This is a genomic window from Streptomyces sp. NBC_00322 (assembly GCF_036147535.1).
Taxonomy (GTDB): Bacteria; Actinomycetota; Actinomycetes; order Streptomycetales; family Streptomycetaceae; genus Streptomyces.
The window spans coordinates 6098990-6117077 of the sequence record NZ_CP108019.1; the positions used below are offsets into that span (position 1 = coordinate 6098990).

Genomic DNA, 18088 nt, shown 5'->3' on the forward strand with positions numbered 1-18088 from the left:
CGGCTACTTCGCCACCGTCGGCCCGGTCTCCTGGTTGCCCGGCACGCTCGTGGCGTTGTCGAGGTTCTCCTCGACCCAGCTCCGCAGCAGACGCAGCGGAACGGCTGCGCCGTGGCCGAGGTCGGTCAGGGCGTACTCCACGTGCAGGGGCACCGCGGGGTAGATGGTGCGGTCGACGAGCCCTGTGTCCTCCAGGCGTCGCAGCGTCTGGGTGAGCACCTTGGGGCTGACGCCCTGCAGGAGCCGCTGCAGGGCGCCGAAACGCTGGGGGCCGTCTTCCAGAGCTCCGATGGCCAGGGCCGACCACTTGTTCGCGAGCAGGTCCAGCATGGCGCGGCAGGGGCACTGGGCCGCGTAGACGTCGTGGTGGGCGTGCTGCCCGGTCTGGCAGTCGGTGGTCACGGGAACGCTCCTCAGCAGCATGCTTCCCAATGGGAAGTAGATTCCCTTGATGGTAACTACCTCCCTGGGGATACGGTCAAGCCCACTGGACCGGGGGCCGATAAGCGGCCTTTCGGCAGGTTTGGTTTCAAGGGAGACGACTCATGTCCTCGATGCGCGCGGTGGTGCAGCACACCTTCGGCGGCCCCGACGTCCTGCGGGTGGAGGAGGTGCCCCGGCCCGTGCCGCTGCCGACCGAGGTCCTGGTGCGGGTGCACGCCGCCGGGATCAACCCGGTCGACTGGAAGACCCGGGGCGGCGGCGGCATGGCCGGGGTGCTCGGCGAGCCGCCGTTCACCCTGGGCTGGGACGTCTCCGGCGTCGTGGAAGAGACCGGCTTCGGTGTGACCACCCTCAAGGCCGGCGACGAGGTCTACGGGATGCCGTGGTTCCCCCGCGCGGCCGGCGGCTACGCCGAGTACGTCACCGCCCCCGCCCGCCAGTTCGCCCGCAAGCCCGCGAGCATCAGCCACGAGCAGGCCGCGGCCGTACCGCTGGCAGCCCTCACCGCCTGGCAGGCCCTGGTGGACACCGCCGACATCCGCCCCGGCCGGCGCGTGCTGATCCACGCCGCCGCCGGAGGCGTCGGACACTTCGCCGTCCAGTTCGCCAAGCACCTGGGCGCCCACGTCACCGGCACCGCCAGCAGCCCCCGCCACGACTGGCTCACGGCACTCGGCGCCGACGAACTCATCGACTACACCACCGTCCGCTTCGAGGAGACCGCCAAGGACATCGACGTCGTCATCGACCTCGTCGGCGACGCGCACGACAGCACCAGCACCCGCTCGCTCGACGTGCTGCGCCCCGGCGGACTGATCGTCGCGATCCCCGCCGGTGTCTCGCCCGAACTCCTCCAGGCGGCCGAGTCCCGCGGGCTGCGCACCAGCGCCTTCCTGGTCGAGCCCGACGGCCCGGCGCTGACCCGCATCGCCGAACTCATCGACGCCGGCGAGGTGAGCGTGGAGGTCGAGGAGGTCTTCCCGCTGGAGCAGGCCGCCCAGGCCCACACCCGCGGCGAGAACGGCCGCACGCGCGGCAAGCTCGTCCTGCGCGTCACCTCCTGACCCCCCCGCCGCAGAGACCGGCCACCGCACACCACCGATTCCCCCTGGGCGTGGGAGTCAGGATAAATATGCGTACTGGCCCTGCTCGTTGAGGTTGCCGGAGCACAAGTAGAGACGCTCGATCACCTGCTTCATCACGGAGCACGATGGCCGTCGGCGAATTCGCGGACCAGCGTGCTCGCACGGGGCAGCGCCCAGCGCGCCGCCCGTGCGCGCACGATCGTCAAGGCAGCGGCAGGGCCACCCTGACCGCGTACACGGCCACCAGCCCGTACCCGATCCGGAAGGTCCATGCCCGGGCGGTGTCCGAGATCCGGGTGCCCGCGAACCCGCTGGCCGCCACCAGCAGTTGCTGCCAGCCGAACGAGGCGAGGAACACCGCGCCGACGAAGACCGCCCCCGCGGCGCCCGTGCTGAGTGTCGCCCCCTGAGCGGTGGTCAGGGCGGCGAAGTACAGCGCCGTGGTGGGGTTGATCAGCGTGATCGCGGCGAACCGGGTGAACGTCCGCATCGGTCCCGTGCCTGTGCCCGTTCCCGTGTCCTCGCCCGCGCTCGTCACGGCGGGGCGGGGGCGCCGCGAGGCGAGCAGCCCGCTTACCGCGATCACCGACAGCACGGCGGCCGACACCAGCCGGACCCAGGCCTCCACGCCGGAGAGCGCGGAGGCGACGAGAGGGCCCAGTGCCGTCGCCATGGCGGCATAGGCGCAGTCGACGACGGCGACCGCGGCCGCGGCGGCCACGGCTCCGCGGCGCTCCCGCATGCCCTGCTGGATGAGCAGCACACCCACCGCCCCCAGGGGCATCGCCACTCCCAGGCCCGCCGCCGCGCCCGCCATCGCCGTTGTCCACATACTCATGGCGGACACTGTCCGGTCCGGGCTGTGATCGGCGCGGCCGTATTACGCCCCGTACTGCGACAATCGCGGTATGGACCGTCTCGACAGCGAAATCCTCGGAGTGCTGCGGGAGGATGCGCGGATCTCCTACCGCGATCTCGGCGTACGCGTGGGCCTCAGCGCCAATGCCGCCGCCGAGCGCGTGCGCCGGATGCTCCGCGACGGCGTCATCCGCGGCTTCACCACGATCATCGACCCCACCGCCGACTCCCGCGCGGGACTCGTCGTCTTCATCGACATCACGCTCCGGCTCGACACGACGAACGAGGAGTTCGAGCGGGTCGTGCTGAAGCTGCCCGGCATCACCGAAGTCGTGCATGTGACGGGCGCGCACGACTATCTCGTACGGGCCAGAGCCGCCGACCCCGCCGAACTGGACGCACTGCTGCGCACCCTCAAACGCGAGGCGGGCGTGGCTCAGTCCAGCACCCGGATCGCGCTGCGGGCCGCTGCCGGGGGACCTGCCAGGTGATCGTCCTCTGCCCCTGACCGGCCTTCATTCGGCCCCGGCGAGAGGATCGAGGACCAGCGGCTGGATCTTGCCCTCCAGCATCGAACCGAGGCCCAGGATGGCGCAGACGTCGGGCCGTTCGGCGATGTGCACCGGCATGCCGGTCGCATCGCGCAGCATCTGGTCCAGGCCCGGCAGCAGCGCGCTGCCGCCGACCATCATGATCCCGCGGTCGGCGAGATCGGCCACCAGATCCGGCGGGCAGTCCCGCAGCACCTTGCCGATGCCGTCGAGGACGGAGGTGAGCGGGGTGTGGATCGCGTCGCGTACGGCAGCGGTGTCCACGCGCACCGAACGGGCCAGGCCGGTGGCCACGTCCCGGCCGTGGATCTCGGTCGACGCCGGGCCATGAGGGGTCAGGCCATTGCCGTGCAGGGCGAGTTGCAGGGGCCGTACCGACTGGCTGGGCAGCATGAGCTCGTGCTGGTGGCGCAGGTGCTGGATCACCGCGTGGTCGATGGCGTTGCCGCCCACCGGGATCCGCTCCGCGGTGACGATCGCGCCGAGCGAGAGCACGGCGACCTGCGTGGTCGCCGCGCCGCACACCAGGATCATGGTCGCGACGGGCTGCTCAACGGGCAGCCCGCAGCCGACGGCCGCGGCGATCAGGGTGTCGACGAGCTCGACCCGGCGGGCGCCGAGTCCGACGAGGGTCTCGACGGCGGCCCGCTGGGCGAGCGGGTCGCTGTCGTGCGGGGTGCAGGCGGCGGCGCGCAGCCTGGGCTTGCGGCGCAGCTGGCGGCGGAGCTTCTCGCCGAGAAGGTGACGGAGCATCCGCTGGGCCATGTCGATGTCGACGACGGTGCCGCCGGAGACGGGGCGGGCGACGCGGATGTAGTCGGGCGTACGGCCCGTCATCTGCTCGGCGAACGAACCGACGGCGATCAGCGCGCCGGTGCGGGTGTTCACGGCGGCGACGCTCGGCTCGTCGACGACGAGCCCGGCCCCCTTCACGAAGACCCTGGTCCTCGCGGCTCCCAGGTCGACGGCGACATGGCAACGGCGCAACTGCTCAAGGCTGACGGTCACGGCGGATCCTCCCGAGTGCGGTACCTGTTCGCATCGTGCGATCGCCACGGGAGGTGCGCGCGCTGGGTGAGCCGGTCGGGGGTACGAAGCTGACGACCCGCCAGATCAGCTCCGCCGTTCGGGGGTCCCGGCCCTGGGGCGACCCCCCTAGGGCGTGTTTGAGAAGTTTCGCCTGCCCCGCGACGCCTGGCACGCGCACTCGCGGTGTTGTCGGAGTCGCCCAAGTACGTCCAGTACGAGGGCGATCCTCCGCCTTGCGATTGCACGCACCAGACGCCGCGGGGCCCGCCCTACGGGCGGACGGCGCTACTTCTCAAACACGCCCTAGGTGTTCTGTCCGGCCGATCTTGCCGGGCTCGCGTGGCCTGGCACGGCACTCCCCCGTAGCCCTTCGGGCACGGGAGGTGCCCCCATCGCCAGGCCCGCTCCCTGATCCGGCCTGATCGACCGGACAGGACCTACCGCAGCCTCTGCAGCAGTCCCCACGTGAACTCCGCCACGCACCGCTCCCCGCCCGGAAGCGTCAGCTCCAGCTGCCACCTCGTCGGAGCCGAGCCCTCCATCGGCCGCGCAGGCGGGAACGCCCTCGCCGCCTCGTCCACCGTGCACGACCACGGCTTCAGGTCCTGGGCCGTACGCAGCGAAGGACCTGGCGCCCCGGGCGCGCGGACCAGCCATTCGTTCCACACCGCCCCGCCGCCCGCCGCCAGCACCTCGAAGCGCAGATCGGGCCAGAGCGGTACGTGCCACAGCAGTGCGTCGCACTCCAGATCTCCGATCCTGCGGCGTACGACCTGTTCCGGCTCGCCGAGCACCGAGCGGTAGCGGGCCAGCGCGCCGCGGCTTCTGGGCGCGCGGACCATCGCCTGCCAGCGGCGGTTGGCCTCGCGCATCTCGGCGAGCGAGGCCCCCAATTGGTGGCGGGCGTCCTCGACGAGGCCCGGCTGGTGGTCGGCCATGCGGCGCAGCAGCACCAGTTGGAAGTCGCGGGGCCCGAAAGGCGCGGCTGGGGTCATGCCCGACATCCTGCCCCGCTGACCGGCTCGAACGCGCCGTCAACCGCGTGAAGCGGACCCGCCGTGGAGTCGAAGATTCCACACACAACCCTCACAGAGTCATTCACCGCTGGTCCCCTCGGGCCGCATAATCTGCGGGCGCCATGGATTACTGCCACCAGTGTCAACGGCACCTCAACGGCGCTCTGGCCTGCGCAGGCTGCGGCACGCCCGTCGAGGAGCTACGACATCTCAGCCCCAGTGCGCCCGCGGCGGACCCCGTCCTCGAACTCGACGAGGTGTCCGAGCCCGCGGGCCACAGGCGTTCGCGCCGTCAGCCCCCTCCCCGCCGCAGGGCTCCTGCGGGGCGCCGGGCCCGTAAGAGGCGTGGCCGCAAGGTGCTGTTCGGCACGGTCGGCCTGGTCCTCGCAGCCGGTGCGCTGAGCCTCGCCGAGCTCGCTTACGAAAGCGGGGGCGAGGACGGCGCGGCCACCGCGGTCAAGGAAGAGGACACCGTCGAGACGGAGCCCGCTCCGGAGCCGACGGACACGTTGACTCCCCAGGGTCCCGACGAGGTGACGGACGCGCCGGTGACCTCGTCCGGTTCCCCGCGCCCCAGGCGCACGGCTACCCGTACCGCCGCGGGCGGCAGTGGCAGTGGAGGTGGAAAGCCGACCGCGACCGGGTCCGGCCCGGTCGACACGCCGTCCGCCTCGTCCTCCGCCGCAGATCCCTCGGGCAGTGCGCAGCCGTCTGGCTCCGCGCAGCCGACCGCGTCGAACCCCGGCGAGCCTCCTCCGCCGAACCCGGTTCCGACCCCCAGCCCCAGTGAGACGTGCGACCAATTCCTCTGGTGGTGTATCTAAAGCGCGGAGTGCTCTTACGGCACCGCGGGGGCCTGGTCTCCCAGCATCCGCTTGAGCAGGTCCCGCAGCACCGTCCGCTCCTCGTCCGAGAGCTGGGCCAGCGGCTCGCGCGCGAAGTCCAGCGACTCCCGCAGCCGGCGCGCGGTGTCCATGCCGTCCTCCGTCGCTGCGGCGAGCTTGACCCTGCGGTCGCCCGGATCTGGCCGCCGCTCCACCAGGCCGCGCGCCTCCAGCCGGTCGACGATGCCGGTGATGTTCGACGGCTCACATTTCAGTGTCTCGGCGACCCGTCGCATGGGCAGGGGCTCCAGGGTCAGCAGTCCCAGTACCCGGGCCTGCGCCCCGGTGAGCGAGTGCTTGGCCGCGGCCTGCTCGTACTCCGCGTAGTAGCGGGCCACGACGGTGCCGATGAGCTCGACGACCTCGAGGGTCAGGGGGTCTGTGCGTTCAGTGGCCATGGGCACCAGGATACCCAGTTACTTGACAACATGAAATATCGAGGCGCATGGTTGTTTCAGATAGTGAAGCTTTTTTCTAGGAGGAACGCAGCATGTCCGCACTTCCCACGTCCAGTCGTGAATGGCACCTGATCGCCCGTCCGCACGGCTGGCCCAAGGCTGAGGACTTCGCTCTGCGTGAGGCTCCGGTGACCGAGCCGGGCGAGGGTCGCATCCTCGTGCGCAACCACTACTTCTCGGTCGACCCGTACATGCGCGGCCGGATGAACGACGTCAAGTCGTACACCCCGCCCTTCAAGCTCGACCACCCCATGGAGGGCGGCGCGGTCGGCGAGGTCATCGCCTCCAGCGCCGAGGGCTTCGCCGTCGGCGACCACGTTCTGCACGGGCTCGGCTGGCGCGAGTACGCCGAGGTGCCCGCCCAGTACGCCACCAAGGTCGACGCTTCCCTCGCCCCCCTCTCCACGTACCTCGGTGTGCTGGGCATGACGGGCCTCACCGCCTACGCCGGTCTCTTCGACGTCGCCTCCTTCAAGGAGGGCGATGCGGTCTTCGTCTCCGGCGCGGCCGGTGCGGTGGGCAGCCAGGTCGGCCAGATGGCCAGGCTCAAGGGCGCCTCGCGGGTCATCGGCTCGGCCGGATCCGACGAGAAGGTCAAGCTCCTCGTCGAGGAGTACGGCTTCGACGCGGCGTTCAACTACAAGAACGGCCCCGTCGCCCAGCAGCTGAAGGAGGCCGCCCCGGACGGCATCGACGTCTACTTCGACAACGTCGGCGGGGACCACCTGGAGGCCGCGATCTCCTCGCTCAACGTGCACGGCCGCGCGACCATCTGCGGCATGATCGCCCAGTACAACAACACCGAGCCGACGCCCGGCCCGCGCAATCTGGCCATGGTCATCGGCAAGCGGCTTCGCCTGCAGGGCATGCTCGTGAACGACCACAAGGACCTCCAGCCGGAGTTCGTCCGTGAGGTCGCGGGCTGGATCGCCTCCGGCGAGCTCAAGTACAACGAGACGGTCGTCGAGGGCATCGAGAACGGCTACGACGCGTTCCTCGGCCTGCTGCGCGGTGAGAACACCGGCAAGATGATCGTTTCGCTCACCCAGTAGTCTCGACCTCAGCCACCGCGGTCGTGGGCGCGAGCCGCGGTGAACCAGCAGGAGGAAATCTCTTCATGTCCATCCAGCATTCCGACGTCCTCTACACCGCTGTCGCCACCGCGGAGAACGGCCGTGACGGCCGCGTCGCCACGCACGACGGCCAGCTCGATGTGGTCGTCAACCCGCCCAAGGAGATGGGCGGTTCCGGCGCCGGCACCAACCCGGAGCAGCTCTTCGCCGCCGGTTTCAGCGCCTGCTTCCAGGGTGCGCTGGGTGTCGTCGCCCGCCAGGAGAAGGCCGACATCTCCGGCTCGACGGTCACCGCCGAGGTCGGCATCGGCAAGAACGACGAGGGCTTCGGGATCATCGTCAAGATCTCCGCGACGATACCGAACGTGGACGCCGCCACCGCCAAGGACCTGATCGAGAAGGCCCACCAGGTCTGCCCGTACTCCAAGGCGACCCGCGGCAACATCACGGTCGACCTCGCGGTCTGATCGCGGCACGGCATACGAGAGGGCCGCACCCCGGCGGGGGTGCGGCCCTCTTCGCATGCTCAGTGCATCAGCAGCGCCCGGCCGATCTGTGCGAACACGCCCTTGGGGTGGTCGCGGAACAGCGGCTCGGTGCCGAACAGCACCACCGGCGCGCCCTTGGCGCTGACGCCGCTGACGATCGACGCCTGTCCCGCCGCGTCCTTCGGGCCGCCCTTGCCGTCCTCCGTCGTACGCCAGTGGCCCGCGACAAGCGGGTTCCCGGCGGCGTACGACTGCTCGACCCGCACTCCCGGGCCCAGGTCGGTGAACCAGAGCGGCGAGTAGACGAAGGTGTGCGCGAGCGCGCCGCCGGTGACCGGGCTGCCGACCGCATTGGCCACCCGGACCACGCCGTTGGCATCGCCGTTGCCCGCCACCGGCTTGGCTGCGAGCAGTCCCGCGCCGGCGTTGAAGGCGGCGCCGCCCACGCCGAGACCGACGACACCGCCGCCGCGCTTGAGGAAGGCGTCCAGCGCGCCGCGGGCCTTCGGGTTCAGACTCCCGTACTCCAGACCGCTCGACACATACAGCGCATCCGTGGTCGACCAGTCGTAGCCCGCGTTGAGCGTGGCCGTCGACACCGGCCGGACCTCGAAGCCCATCTCGCGCAGCGCGAACAGCTCACCCGCCGTCACCGCCGCCGCCACCCGGGTCCGCTTCAGCAAGGCCGTGCCGTTCTCCCTGGCCGCCGGGAAAGCGACCCCGAGGCGATCGGCGAGCACGGACGCCACCTCGCGGGCCGAACCGGGCACCACCGCCGAGCCGTCCGCCGCGCGCCGCACATGCACGCCCTGCGAGAGCAGGGAGTTGAGCGCGGCGATCTCGTTCGGGTCGTCGAGCCGCAGCCGCAGGTCCCCGAACGGGGCGACATGGCCGGTGGGTGCCGCGGCATGCACCGGGCGGCCCACGACATGCAGTTCGCCCGTGACGGCCTTGTCGACCCTCGCGCCCCACAGCAGCCCGAGACTCCAGCCCGAGATGTCATACATCGACGTGACATCCGCGCTGATGTCCCGGCCCTCGGCCAGGATCACATTGGCGATGGCGCGCTTGGACTGGTGCATGTCGACGACATACGAACCCGCCGGGTAGACGCGCCCCGCGAGCCGGAAGGGCAGCAGCGCCCGCTCCACCCGTACGTCGTTGGCGACCAGATGGTCCACGAGCCGGGCCGCCGCGGTCGCCGACCTCTGACCCCGCCCGGCCGGAATGACGTACGCGCGCGGGAAGGTCGTCGTGTACACATCCTCGGGACCAATGCCCGGCACACCCGGCACGGTCTTCTCCGACACCGGCCGCTGCGCCTCGCCCGCCGCGGCCCGCCGGAAGGTCTCGATCTGGTCGGCGATCACCGAAGTGCGGTGCGTGCGCGTGTAGTCGAGGGTCGCGCGCATCGCCGCGCCCGCGATGGCGGTGTTGATCGCGGCCCGGCGGCGCAGTTCGGCCACCGGCAGCGAGTCGTACTCCTCGTTGTTGACCGCCATCGGGAACTCGACGGTGTGCGCGGCGACCGCGCCCTGGAAGGGCATGTACTGCGGGGTGAAGATCGGCGGCCAGTCGTCCCACCCCTCCTTCTGGTCCCGGAAGGGGATGATCGCGGGCTCGACGCCGTCCTTCGCGGGCGTGTAGCCGAGCCCGTTGACCGCCTTCTCCATCCCCAGCGCGTTGGCGTAGGCGTTCTTCAGGAAGAGGTCGTACTCGTAGTTCTCGCCGTGCGGCGGAGTCGTCGGCTCGATCAGCGTGCCGTTGACGTAGCCGTGCAGATCGAGCATGAGGGCCGGCTGCTTGTCGATGGCGATCTGCCGGATGGCGCGCGCCTCGGGCTGGGATCCCGTGATGAAGTCGCGGTTCAGGTCGAAGCCGTTGGCATTCGTACGGGTTCCGGCGATGCGGCCGTCCGGGTTGGCCGTCACATTGAGGTAGACGCGGTTCTTCGACAGCAGCTCGCGGGTCGTGGCGTCCTTGGCCTTCGCCAGCCGCTCGATGAGCCGCAGGGCGGCGTCCGTGCCCTCCCACTCGTTGCCGTGGATGTTGTTGTTGATGAACACCGGCGCCTTGTACGAGGCCTTGATGCGCCTGTCCTTGGCCGCGGCGGCGGGGGAGTTCTCGATGCGCTCCCGCATCCGCTCCTGCTCCCGCGCCTGCCCGGAGCTCTCGGGCGCGGTGACGGTGACGAGATACAGCTCATGTCCGCCGGCGGAGTGCCCGGCGACCTCGACGCTGACCCGGTCGCCCAGCTTCTGCAGGGCGTTGAGCCTCGGTGCGAGCGAGTGGTACGGCGCGAGCCCCAGCTTGATCGACTTGTCGGCCGGGTTCACGGGCGGCACGTCGAGGACGGTACGCCGCGGATAGCCGCCGCTCTTCGCGAGCCCGGGGGTCGTTCCTGTCCCGGTCCGCAGGGCGTTGACGGCGGCCGAGAGGGGAGTCTTCGCGACCTCGGTGTCGCGTCCGCCCCCTTCGCGTACGGGATGCGGACCATCGCGACCCGGTGCGCCGGGGACGGCGGTCGCGGGCGGCGGCGCGAGTAACAGCGCACCGGCGAGCGCCGCGGTGGCGATCAGGGCGGGTCGGGGAATGCCCATGCGTACGTGCCTCCATGGTGTCGAAATCGAACAGCACAACGATCAGTACGCAGGGGTCTACCGGATCCGACTGCCCGGCAACAAGAGGCCCCCGATAGGCTGAGACCCATGCGTGATCTTGGGGTGGGCTTCGGCTACTTGATGAAAGGACAACGCTGGGTCGCCGGGCACGGCCGGTGGTTCGGCTTCGGGCTGCTGCCCGGGCTTGTGGCCCTTGTGCTGTACGTGGCCGCGCTGGTCGGACTCGGTTACGGCGCCGACGATCTGACGGCGTGGGCGACACCCTTCGCCGACGACTGGTCCTCGCCCTGGCAGGGCCTGTTCCGCGGCTTTCTGACCACCCTCGTCGTCGGCTTCGGGCTGTTCACCGCGGTGATCACCTTCACCGCGGTGACCCTGCTGATCGGCCAGCCCTTCTACGAGTCGCTGTCCGAGCAGGTCGACCGCACCGAAGGCGGAGACGTGCCCGAGTCCGGGCTGCCGCTGTGGCGGGAGCTGTGGATCTCCGCCCGTGACTCGCTGCGGGTGCTGACGCGCGTCGTGCTGTACGGAGTCCTGCTCTTCGCCCTCGGCTTCGTCCCGGTCGTCGGCCAGACCGTGGTCCCGGTGCTCGGCTTCTGCGTCTCGGGCTTCTTCCTCGCCGAGGAGCTCACCGCGGTCGCCCTCCAGCGGCGCGGAATCGAGCTCAAGGAACGCCTCGCTCTGCTGCGCGGCCGCAGGCTGCTCACCCTCGGCTTCGGGGTGCCGCTCACGCTGGCCTTCCTGGTGCCGTTCGTCGCGGTGTTCCTGATGCCGGGGGCGGTGGCGGGGGCGACGCTGATGGTGCGGGACCTGGTGGCGCCGCCGGGGGACGACGACGGGCCGGGGGCGCCTGCGCCGTTCAGCCTGAACAAGGGGTAGGCGTCGGGGGTGCGGGTCGCCTGCGGCGGGCTTGTTCCCCACCCCGCCCCTTCCCGTAACCGGGGGCGCTGCCCCCGGACCCCCGCTCCTCAAACGCCGGAGGGGCTGGATTTGTGCGTCCGGGACCGCGCCTCAGACGTCGGCGGGGTGATGTGCGGCTGGGCCGCACATCCAGCCCGTCCGGCGTTTGAGGACACACCCGAAGGGCGTCCCGGCTCGGGGAAGACGACGAGCCGGGCGTCCTGCGCGGACGCCGCACGGATCAGGGCGGACATGGAACGGACATTGGCCTGACGCCACCGGGTACTGGTGAGAACTGCCCTGCCGCTGTTCCTCATGCGTCCCATCATCGGACACGGCCTCCCCCAGGCGCCGCGCTGGGGGAGACCGCCGTCGGCCTCAGCTCACGTTGAGCGCCGTGTCGTCGACGACGAACGACGTCTGCAGCTGGGAGCCTTCCGTGCCGGTGAACTTGAGCGTGACACTCTGCCCGGCGTACGCGCCGAGGCTGAAGCTGCGCTGGGCGTAGCCGCTCGCCGCGTTCAGGTTGGAGTACGTGGCGAGCGTGGAAAGGACCGTGCCGCTGCTGCTCAGGACCTGGACCTTGAGGGTGTCGTAGGCCGTGGTCGTGGTCGTCTCGGCTGTGTCGATGTGCAGATAGAAGCTGAGGGTCGCACTCGTGCAGCCGGACGGGATGGTCACCGACTGGGACAGGGTGTCGGTGTGGGCGGAGCCGTAGCCGTTCAGCCAGGCCTTGTAGGAGCCGGTACGGGCGGCCTCACCGCTGTCGGTGGTGATGACTCCGCTGGTGGCGGACCACGAGGCGGCGCCGGACTCGAAACCGGGGTTGGCGATGAGCTGGGCGGCGGTGCAGGTGCCGCCACCGCCACCTCCGCCGCCGGTGCCGCCGGAGAGCCACTCGGTGGCGTTGAGGGCGAGCGGGGCGTTGGTGCCCGCGGTGTCGTTCCAGCCGTCGTAGAGGGTGTTGCCGGACTGGCCGGTGCCGTCGTCGATGGGCGAACTGTCGCCCCAGACCGCGACCCGGCCGCTGCCGAAGGTGCTGGTGGCGAAGAAGGCGCCGGTGTTGCCCGAGTAACCCGTGCGGTAGACCAGGCCCTTGACGGCCGGGTTGTCGGCGGGCTTGAGCGTGATGGTCGTACCGCTGCGGATGATGCTGCCGGTGACCTTGCCGAAGGGGCCGTTGAGCACCGGGTTGGCGGTGTCGCTGATGGCGCGCGGGTTGTCGGTGGAAACGGACAGCGTGTCGACGGAGAACCCGAACGGGTCGGTGCTGTCGACGCTGTTGTTGCTCATCAGGTCGTTGATGACCTCGACGGCGTCATAGCCGTCGTTGTTGCGGTCGGCCCCGGTGTGGTCGGAGACCAGGAAGAGCCCGCCGCCGTTCTGCACGAACTTCATGACCGCGGTCTTCTCGGCCGCGCTGAGCAGGACGTTCGGCTCGGGCAGCACGAAGGTGTCGAAGTTCTGCAGGTCGAGCGCGGCGGTGGTGCCGTACGTGATGCTGTTGCCGGAAGGCAGCGTCTTGAGCTGGTAGTTGCCGGTCTTCTGCAGCGCGACACCCCAGGCGGAGATGGCGCCGGTCCAGTCGGTCTCCGCGGAGGGCGTCGCGTCCTGCCCCAGCGGGTCGGGCTGGCTGGTACCGATGATCCAGTCGGCGTTGCCGGCGGTCTCGGCCTTGCTGTTGTCGAAGAGAACCCGGTGGGGAGTGGCGGCGACCGCGGCGGGGGCGGTGGCGGCCTGAACGGTGGTTCCGGCGACGAGGGCGGCGAAGACGGCGAGGGCGCTGACGAGTCCGCGTGCGCGCCCGGGTCTTCTGGAGCTGTTGGAACTTCTGGAACTTCTGGAACTTCTGGAACCTCGGGATCCGAGCATCCGGCAGTACCTCCGTGAGGGGTGGGGAGAGGCGGTGCGGGCGCCGATTCTGCGCGCGTAGAACAGCGGGCGGCGAACCGCGGGACGACGCGCGCTTGAACGGTACATGGCGAACCTGGTGCCAACAATGGCCGAGGGTCGCCTACGGCGGGCCTGTTCCCCTACCCGCCCTCCCCCCAGACTCCGTCCGGGGGGACTCCCAACCTCCCCGTATGCGACCTTCGGCCGCGTGTCATCAAACGCCGGACGGGCTGAATGTGCGGCAGGGCCGCACATTCAGCCCCGCCGGCGTCTGAGGCGGAGGGTCCGGGGGCGGAGCCCCGGGATCACTCAGACGACTCCGCCGCCACGCGAATGATCGCGCGGACCTGCGCGATGATGTCCAGCCGGTTGCGGACGAACTCCGGATCCGTGACCTCCGTCGTGTTCTCCGGCCCGAACTGCAGTACCGGCGTGTGCACATGACCCCCCGGGATCTTCAGCCCCAGCCGGTCCCGCAGCAGCGTCGCCCGGTACGCGATCTCGTTCGACAGGTAGTCGCCCCCGCCCCCGGCCCGCGCCGTCGAGCCCGCTGTCGGGCCGTCGGGGCGGACCACCGGGTCCGAGCCGCCCGCCGGGATCTCCGTCACCGTCGTGTTGTCGTACACCGGGAACCGCCCCGTCTGCGCCGCCACGATCGCCTTGTACGGAAGCGTCGTCGTCGTCCACTGCGGCTGCGACGCCGGGTCGGCCACCGGCACCGTCTCCGTACGCGAGACGTTCTCGTTGTCGCCGAACCCGCCCCGCCACGCGCCGTTCGTGCGCTCGATGTCGATACGGCCGACCCGGCCCTGACTCACCGTCGTGAACAGGTCCGCCTTCGGAAGCTGCGGCCGCAGCGTCCGCTCGACCGTGCCGTCCGCGAAGTCCTGCCAGCGCACCGGGAAGACCGCCGTCTCGATACGGGCCAGGCCGTCCGACGTACGGATCCACGTACCGTCGAGTGCCAGCGCCGTCGCCCCGGACGGGTTGCTGATGCGGATGTCACGGTCCAGCGTGAAGGGGTCGAAGCCCGTCATCACGAGGCGTTTGATGCCCTTGCCCGCGGGGAGGTCCATCGAGTCCTGGCCGCGTGAGGAGCGCTCGAGCCGGTCGAGGAGCCGGGCCCGCTGGGTGTCCAAGAGCCCGAACTCCGGCTGCCACTGCCGCAGTTCGCGGGTCATGCCGAGCCGCGCCCAGTACAGCGGCCGGTCGTCGTCCCGGCTGAGATCACCGAGCGCCGGGCCGCGGCCCTGGGCGCGGTCGACGGCCCGGTCCCACAGCTGTGAGCCCTGGCGTACGACGGCCCGCTCGGCCTGCCGGTACGTCCGTGCCCCCGCCAGCGCGTCCGCGAACCGCGGTGCCACGGCGTCGAATCCGCTGCGCCGCAGGATCTCCTGGGGCACGGCCCGGTCGAGCCGCTGTTCCTCCACCGTGGAGGGTGAAGCCGGTGCGGGCTCGGCCGCGGCGAGAGGTGAGCCGGCGAGGGTGAGGGTGACGAGGGCGGCGCCAACTACGTTCAGGCGGACACGTATCCGGGACACGGGATTCCTTCCGTCGGGTGGCGGCAGTATCGCCGCCGCCCAACCACCCTGGCCAGTACGTCACTTCGGCCGCGCGGGCCCCAAGAGTCTCAGGAAGTCCCGGAACGCCTCGGGCATGTCCACCGCCCCCGGATCCAGCAGCCACTGGTACTGCAGCCCGTCCATCACCGCTGCCAGCAGCGGCGCGGCCCGCTCCGGCGTGAGGCCGCCGGCCAGCTTCTCGCCGTACTCCGTCCGCAGCATCGTGGCCAGTTCCTGCCGCACCTGCGCATAGCGCTGGGTGAAGAACTCCTTCGTCGGATGGTCCTCGGTCACGCTCTCGCCGAGCAGCGCGGAGAAGGTCTGCACGATGCCCGGCCGCATCGCGTTGTACTCGACCAGAGAGCCGAGCAGCTCCACCCGCCAAGTCCCGCCGGAAGGGCTCCCGGAACCGCCCCCGGTGTCCCACTGGTCGCGCTCCTCCAGCACCGCGACGAGCAGTGCCTCCTTGGTCGGGAAGTAGTGGAGGAGCCCTTGCTGGGTGAGCCCGACCCGCTCGGCCACCGCGCTCAGAGTCGCGCCCCGGTAGCCGCGCTCGGCGATCACTTCGAGTGCGGCGCGGAGAATCTCCGCCCGTCTCTCCTCACTTCTGGCCCTGGCCATCCCCGTCGGTCCCTTCCCTCGCTCCTTGCCGAGAGGACCGTACGGCATCGTCATGTCACGAAAAAATTACGAACCCTACCGTTCTACAGGTATGAACGCGTCACGATGAAGGCATCAGCAGGACGAGACGCAGGAGGCGGCATGACGGACGCGAGCATTGAGGCGGCACTCGGCAAGCTCGATCTCGACGCGAAGGCACGGCTCCTGGCCGGCCGGGACCTGTGGTCGCTGCCCGCGCTGCCCGAGATCGGGCTGAAGTCCCTGGTCATGTCCGACGGCCCCATCGGCGTCCGCGGAGTGCGCTGGACCGCCGACGACCCGTCCGTCGCCCTGCCCTCCCCGACCGCGCTCGCCGCCACCTGGGACCCCGGGCTCGCCCGCAGGGCGGGGACACTGCTCGCCCAGGAGGCCCGCCGCAAGGGCGTGCACGTACTCCTCGCGCCCACCGTCAATCTGCACCGCTCGCCCCTCGGCGGCCGTCACTTCGAGTGCTACTCCGAAGACCCCTACCTCACCGGCGAGATCGGCACCGGCTACGTCCGGGGCGTTCAGAGCGGCGGCGTCGGCACCACCGTCAAGCACTTCGTCGCCAACGACGCCGAGACCGAGCGCTTCACCGTCGACACGATCGTCGGACCGCGCGCCCTGCGGGAGCTCTATCTGGCGCCCTTCGAGGCCATCGTCAAAAACGCCCACCCGTGGGGCATCATGACCGCCTACAACCAGGTCAACGGCACGACGATGACCGAGCACCGTTACCTCGTCAACGAAGTCCTGCGCGGCGAATGGGGCTTCGACGGCGTCAACGTCTCCGACTGGACGGCCGCCCGTTCGACGGTCGGCGGCATCGAGGGCGGCCTCGACATCGCCATGCCGGGGCCGAAGACGGTCTACGGCGCCGAACTGGCCGCGGCCGTCCGCGCGGGCGAGGTGGAGGAGGCCGTCGTCGACGACGCCGTACGCAATGTGCTGCGCCTCGCCGCCCGCGTCGGCGTTCTGGAAGGAGCCGAGCCCGCGGTCACCGAACTCCCGGCCGCGATCGACGGCGACGCGCTGGCCCGCGAGATCGCCCGCCGCTCCTTCGTCCTGGTACGCAACGAGAACCGGACGCTGCCCATCAGCGCCACTGAGGTCCGCACGGTGGCGCTGATCGGGGCCGCGGCCCGCGACGCGCGGGTGCTCGGCGGTGGCTCCGCGACCGTCTTCCCCGAGCATGTCCTCTCGCCGCTCGACGGTCTGACCGCGGCCCTGCCCGAGGGCGCTGTCACGTACGCCGTCGGGGCGTATCCGAGCGATGAACTGGCCGTCGCCGGCGAGAAGTTCGAACTCCGCGCCGTCTGCCGCGACGCGGCCGGCCGCGTCATCGGCGAGGGCTCACTGCCCAGCGGCCAGGTCCAGTGGACCGGCGACGACCTTCCCGAGGGCGTCACCCTCGAAACGCTGCGCAGCATCGAGATCAAGGGCACCTTCGTCCCGCGCGAGAGCGGCGAGCACGCCTTCGGCACCCGGGGCCTCGGAGCGTTCACGCTCACGGTCGGCGGAGAGGTGCTGTGGTGGGAGGGCGTCCAGGAGCAGGGCAACGAGGCCGACCCCTTCGAGGCGTTCTTCGGGGCCCCGGCGGAACGCGGCCGGGTCGCTCTCACCGCGGGCGAGCCGGTCGAGCTCTCCCTCGCCCACCCCGTCAACAAGGCGCCGGGCACGCCCCTTTCCGCCATCATGTTCTCCCTCACCCACCTCGGCCCGCAGCGCGCCGCCGACGAACTGATCGCAGAGGCCGCGGAGGCCGCCCGCGCGGCCGCCACCGCGGTCGTCGTGGTCGCCACCACCGACCGCGTCGAGTCCGAGGGCTTCGACCGGCGGGACCTGAAGCTCCCGGGCCGCCAGGACGATCTCGTACGGGCCGTGGCCGCCGCCAATCCGAACACCGTCGTCGTCGTCAACTCCGGCTCACCGGTGGAGCTGCCGTGGCGCGACGATGTCGCGGCGGTGCTGCTCAGCTGGTTCCCGGGGCAGGAGGGCGGGGCGGCGCTCGCGGATGTGCTGCTGGGCGCGGAGGAGCCGGGGGGCCGGCTGCCGACGACCTGGCCCGCCGCGTTCGAGGACGCGCCGGTCACCGAGGTCACTCCGACCGACGGTCAACTCCACTACACGGAGGGCGTGTTCATCGGCCACCGCGCGTGGGACCGGGCCGGTACGGCGCCCGCGTACCCCTTCGGTCACGGGCTCGGCTACACGACCTGGGAGTACGAGTCCCTGGAGGCGACCCCCACCACGGCCACGGTGCAGGTCCGCAACACCGGTACCCGCGCGGGCCGCGAGACCGTCCAGGTCTACCTCGCCCCCCAGGCCGACAGCGTCGAGCGACCGGCGCGCTGGCTGGCGGGCTTCGCGCAGGTCGAGGCGGGTCCGGGAGAGAGCGCGGAGGTGGAAATCCCGCTGAGGCGGCGGGCGTTCGAGATCTGGGACGAGGGGGAGAGCGGGTGGGTGTTCGTCCCGGGGGCGTACGAGGTGCGGGCGGGGCGGTCGCTCTTGGACGGGCGGTTGAGCGCGACGCTGGATGCGCGGGGGTAGTTGGCGGCGCGGGGCTGGGTCTCCGGCTGGGCCG

At 70.9% G+C, this 18088-nt stretch carries 16 protein-coding genes; 7 read left to right on the plus strand and 9 right to left on the minus strand.

Annotation, left to right across the window (positions count from 1 at the left end; translation table 11 throughout):
* Positions 1 to 3 precede the first annotated feature (3 nt).
* Complete coding sequence (locus OG905_RS27875; protein ID WP_328678128.1) at positions 4 to 402, minus strand: winged helix-turn-helix transcriptional regulator; 399 nt, start codon at positions 400 to 402, stop codon at positions 4 to 6.
* A 152-nt stretch (positions 403 to 554) separates the two neighbouring features.
* On the opposite strand from OG905_RS27875, the gene OG905_RS27880 reads away from it, so the two are divergent.
* Complete coding sequence (locus OG905_RS27880; RefSeq protein ID WP_443044089.1) at positions 555 to 1508, plus strand: NADP-dependent oxidoreductase; 954 nt, start codon at positions 555 to 557, stop codon at positions 1506 to 1508.
* Between the two features lie 223 nt (positions 1509 to 1731).
* Here the strand turns inward: OG905_RS27880 and OG905_RS27885 are convergent, their stop codons facing one another.
* Positions 1732 to 2367, minus strand: coding sequence for a LysE family transporter (locus OG905_RS27885; protein WP_328678133.1), 636 nt, complete (start codon positions 2365 to 2367; stop codon positions 1732 to 1734).
* Positions 2368 to 2437: 70 nt separating this feature from the next.
* Here OG905_RS27885 and OG905_RS27890 point away from each other — a divergent pair, with 70 nt between their 5' ends.
* Positions 2438 to 2878, plus strand: coding sequence for an Lrp/AsnC family transcriptional regulator (locus OG905_RS27890; protein WP_328678134.1), 441 nt, complete (start codon positions 2438 to 2440; stop codon positions 2876 to 2878).
* A gap of 24 nt (positions 2879 to 2902) precedes the next feature.
* On the opposite strand, the gene OG905_RS27895 is transcribed toward OG905_RS27890, so the two are convergent.
* Both OG905_RS27895 and OG905_RS27900 read right to left on the minus strand, forming a co-directional pair.
* Positions 2903 to 3946 carry a rod shape-determining protein gene (locus OG905_RS27895; RefSeq protein ID WP_328678137.1) on the minus strand — a complete coding sequence of 348 codons (1044 nt, stop codon included), beginning with the start codon at positions 3944 to 3946 and terminating at the stop codon, positions 2903 to 2905.
* Between the two features lie 458 nt (positions 3947 to 4404).
* Complete coding sequence (locus OG905_RS27900; RefSeq protein ID WP_328678139.1) at positions 4405 to 4962, minus strand: hypothetical protein; 558 nt, start codon at positions 4960 to 4962, stop codon at positions 4405 to 4407.
* A 143-nt stretch (positions 4963 to 5105) separates the two neighbouring features.
* Between OG905_RS27900 and OG905_RS27905 the strand changes: the two genes are divergently transcribed.
* A complete protein-coding gene (locus OG905_RS27905) occupies positions 5106 to 5807 on the plus strand; it encodes an SCO2400 family protein (RefSeq protein WP_328678141.1) in 702 nt (233 codons plus the stop codon).
* Between the two features lie 14 nt (positions 5808 to 5821).
* On the opposite strand, the gene OG905_RS27910 is transcribed toward OG905_RS27905, so the two are convergent.
* Positions 5822 to 6265, minus strand: a complete 444-nt coding sequence (locus OG905_RS27910; RefSeq protein WP_328678142.1) for a MarR family winged helix-turn-helix transcriptional regulator — start codon at positions 6263 to 6265, stop codon at positions 5822 to 5824.
* A gap of 92 nt (positions 6266 to 6357) precedes the next feature.
* On the opposite strand from OG905_RS27910, the gene OG905_RS27915 reads away from it, so the two are divergent.
* Both OG905_RS27915 and OG905_RS27920 read left to right on the plus strand, forming a co-directional pair.
* Complete coding sequence (locus OG905_RS27915; RefSeq protein ID WP_328678144.1) at positions 6358 to 7377, plus strand: NADP-dependent oxidoreductase; 1020 nt, start codon at positions 6358 to 6360, stop codon at positions 7375 to 7377.
* 65 nt (positions 7378 to 7442) lie between these two features.
* A complete protein-coding gene (locus OG905_RS27920) occupies positions 7443 to 7865 on the plus strand; it encodes an organic hydroperoxide resistance protein (protein ID WP_266476661.1) in 423 nt (140 codons plus the stop codon).
* Positions 7866 to 7924: 59 nt separating this feature from the next.
* Here the strand turns inward: OG905_RS27920 and OG905_RS27925 are convergent, their stop codons facing one another.
* Positions 7925 to 10486: a M14 family zinc carboxypeptidase gene (locus OG905_RS27925; RefSeq protein ID WP_328678149.1), complete on the minus strand. Its 2562-nt coding sequence runs from the start codon at positions 10484 to 10486 to the stop codon at positions 7925 to 7927.
* A 108-nt stretch (positions 10487 to 10594) separates the two neighbouring features.
* Between OG905_RS27925 and OG905_RS27930 the strand changes: the two genes are divergently transcribed.
* Positions 10595 to 11386, plus strand: coding sequence for an EI24 domain-containing protein (locus tag OG905_RS27930; RefSeq protein ID WP_328678151.1), 792 nt, complete (start codon positions 10595 to 10597; stop codon positions 11384 to 11386).
* Between the two features lie 399 nt (positions 11387 to 11785).
* On the opposite strand, the gene OG905_RS27935 is transcribed toward OG905_RS27930, so the two are convergent.
* The 3 genes from OG905_RS27935 to OG905_RS27945 form a co-directional block, all read right to left on the minus strand.
* Positions 11786 to 13279, minus strand: coding sequence for a hydrolase (locus OG905_RS27935; protein WP_328678153.1), 1494 nt, complete (start codon positions 13277 to 13279; stop codon positions 11786 to 11788).
* Positions 13280 to 13605: 326 nt separating this feature from the next.
* On the minus strand, positions 13606 to 14841 hold the full coding sequence (locus OG905_RS27940) for a pyroglutamyl peptidase (protein ID WP_328678154.1): 1236 nt from the start codon (positions 14839 to 14841) through the stop codon (positions 13606 to 13608).
* 60 nt (positions 14842 to 14901) lie between these two features.
* Complete coding sequence (locus OG905_RS27945; protein WP_328678155.1) at positions 14902 to 15483, minus strand: TetR/AcrR family transcriptional regulator; 582 nt, start codon at positions 15481 to 15483, stop codon at positions 14902 to 14904.
* A gap of 141 nt (positions 15484 to 15624) precedes the next feature.
* On the opposite strand from OG905_RS27945, the gene OG905_RS27950 reads away from it, so the two are divergent.
* A complete protein-coding gene (locus OG905_RS27950; RefSeq protein ID WP_328678157.1) occupies positions 15625 to 18054 on the plus strand; it encodes a beta-glucosidase family protein in 2430 nt (809 codons plus the stop codon).
* Positions 18055 to 18088 lie beyond the last annotated feature (34 nt).

Bases quoted from the DNA above. Each gene is read 5' to 3' on its own strand.
- OG905_RS27930 (WP_328678151.1), top strand. From the start codon at position 10,595: ATGCGTGATCTTGGGGTGGGCTTCGGCTACTTGATGAAAGGACAACGC.
- OG905_RS27935 (WP_328678153.1), bottom strand. From the start codon at position 13,279: ATGCTCGGATCCCGAGGTTCCAGAAGTTCCAGAAGTTCCAGAAGTTCC.
- OG905_RS27945 (WP_328678155.1), bottom strand. From the start codon at position 15,483: ATGGCCAGGGCCAGAAGTGAGGAGAGACGGGCGGAGATTCTCCGCGCC.
- OG905_RS27890 (WP_328678134.1), top strand. From the start codon at position 2,438: ATGGACCGTCTCGACAGCGAAATCCTCGGAGTGCTGCGGGAGGATGCG.
- OG905_RS27880 (WP_443044089.1), top strand. From the start codon at position 555: ATGCGCGCGGTGGTGCAGCACACCTTCGGCGGCCCCGACGTCCTGCGG.
- OG905_RS27900 (WP_328678139.1), bottom strand. From the start codon at position 4,962: ATGACCCCAGCCGCGCCTTTCGGGCCCCGCGACTTCCAACTGGTGCTG.
- OG905_RS27925 (WP_328678149.1), bottom strand. From the start codon at position 10,486: ATGGGCATTCCCCGACCCGCCCTGATCGCCACCGCGGCGCTCGCCGGT.
- OG905_RS27910 (WP_328678142.1), bottom strand. From the start codon at position 6,265: ATGGCCACTGAACGCACAGACCCCCTGACCCTCGAGGTCGTCGAGCTC.
- OG905_RS27885 (WP_328678133.1), bottom strand. From the start codon at position 2,367: ATGAGTATGTGGACAACGGCGATGGCGGGCGCGGCGGCGGGCCTGGGA.
- OG905_RS27950 (WP_328678157.1), top strand. From the start codon at position 15,625: ATGACGGACGCGAGCATTGAGGCGGCACTCGGCAAGCTCGATCTCGAC.
- OG905_RS27915 (WP_328678144.1), top strand. From the start codon at position 6,358: ATGTCCGCACTTCCCACGTCCAGTCGTGAATGGCACCTGATCGCCCGT.
- OG905_RS27905 (WP_328678141.1), top strand. From the start codon at position 5,106: ATGGATTACTGCCACCAGTGTCAACGGCACCTCAACGGCGCTCTGGCC.
- OG905_RS27920 (WP_266476661.1), top strand. From the start codon at position 7,443: ATGTCCATCCAGCATTCCGACGTCCTCTACACCGCTGTCGCCACCGCG.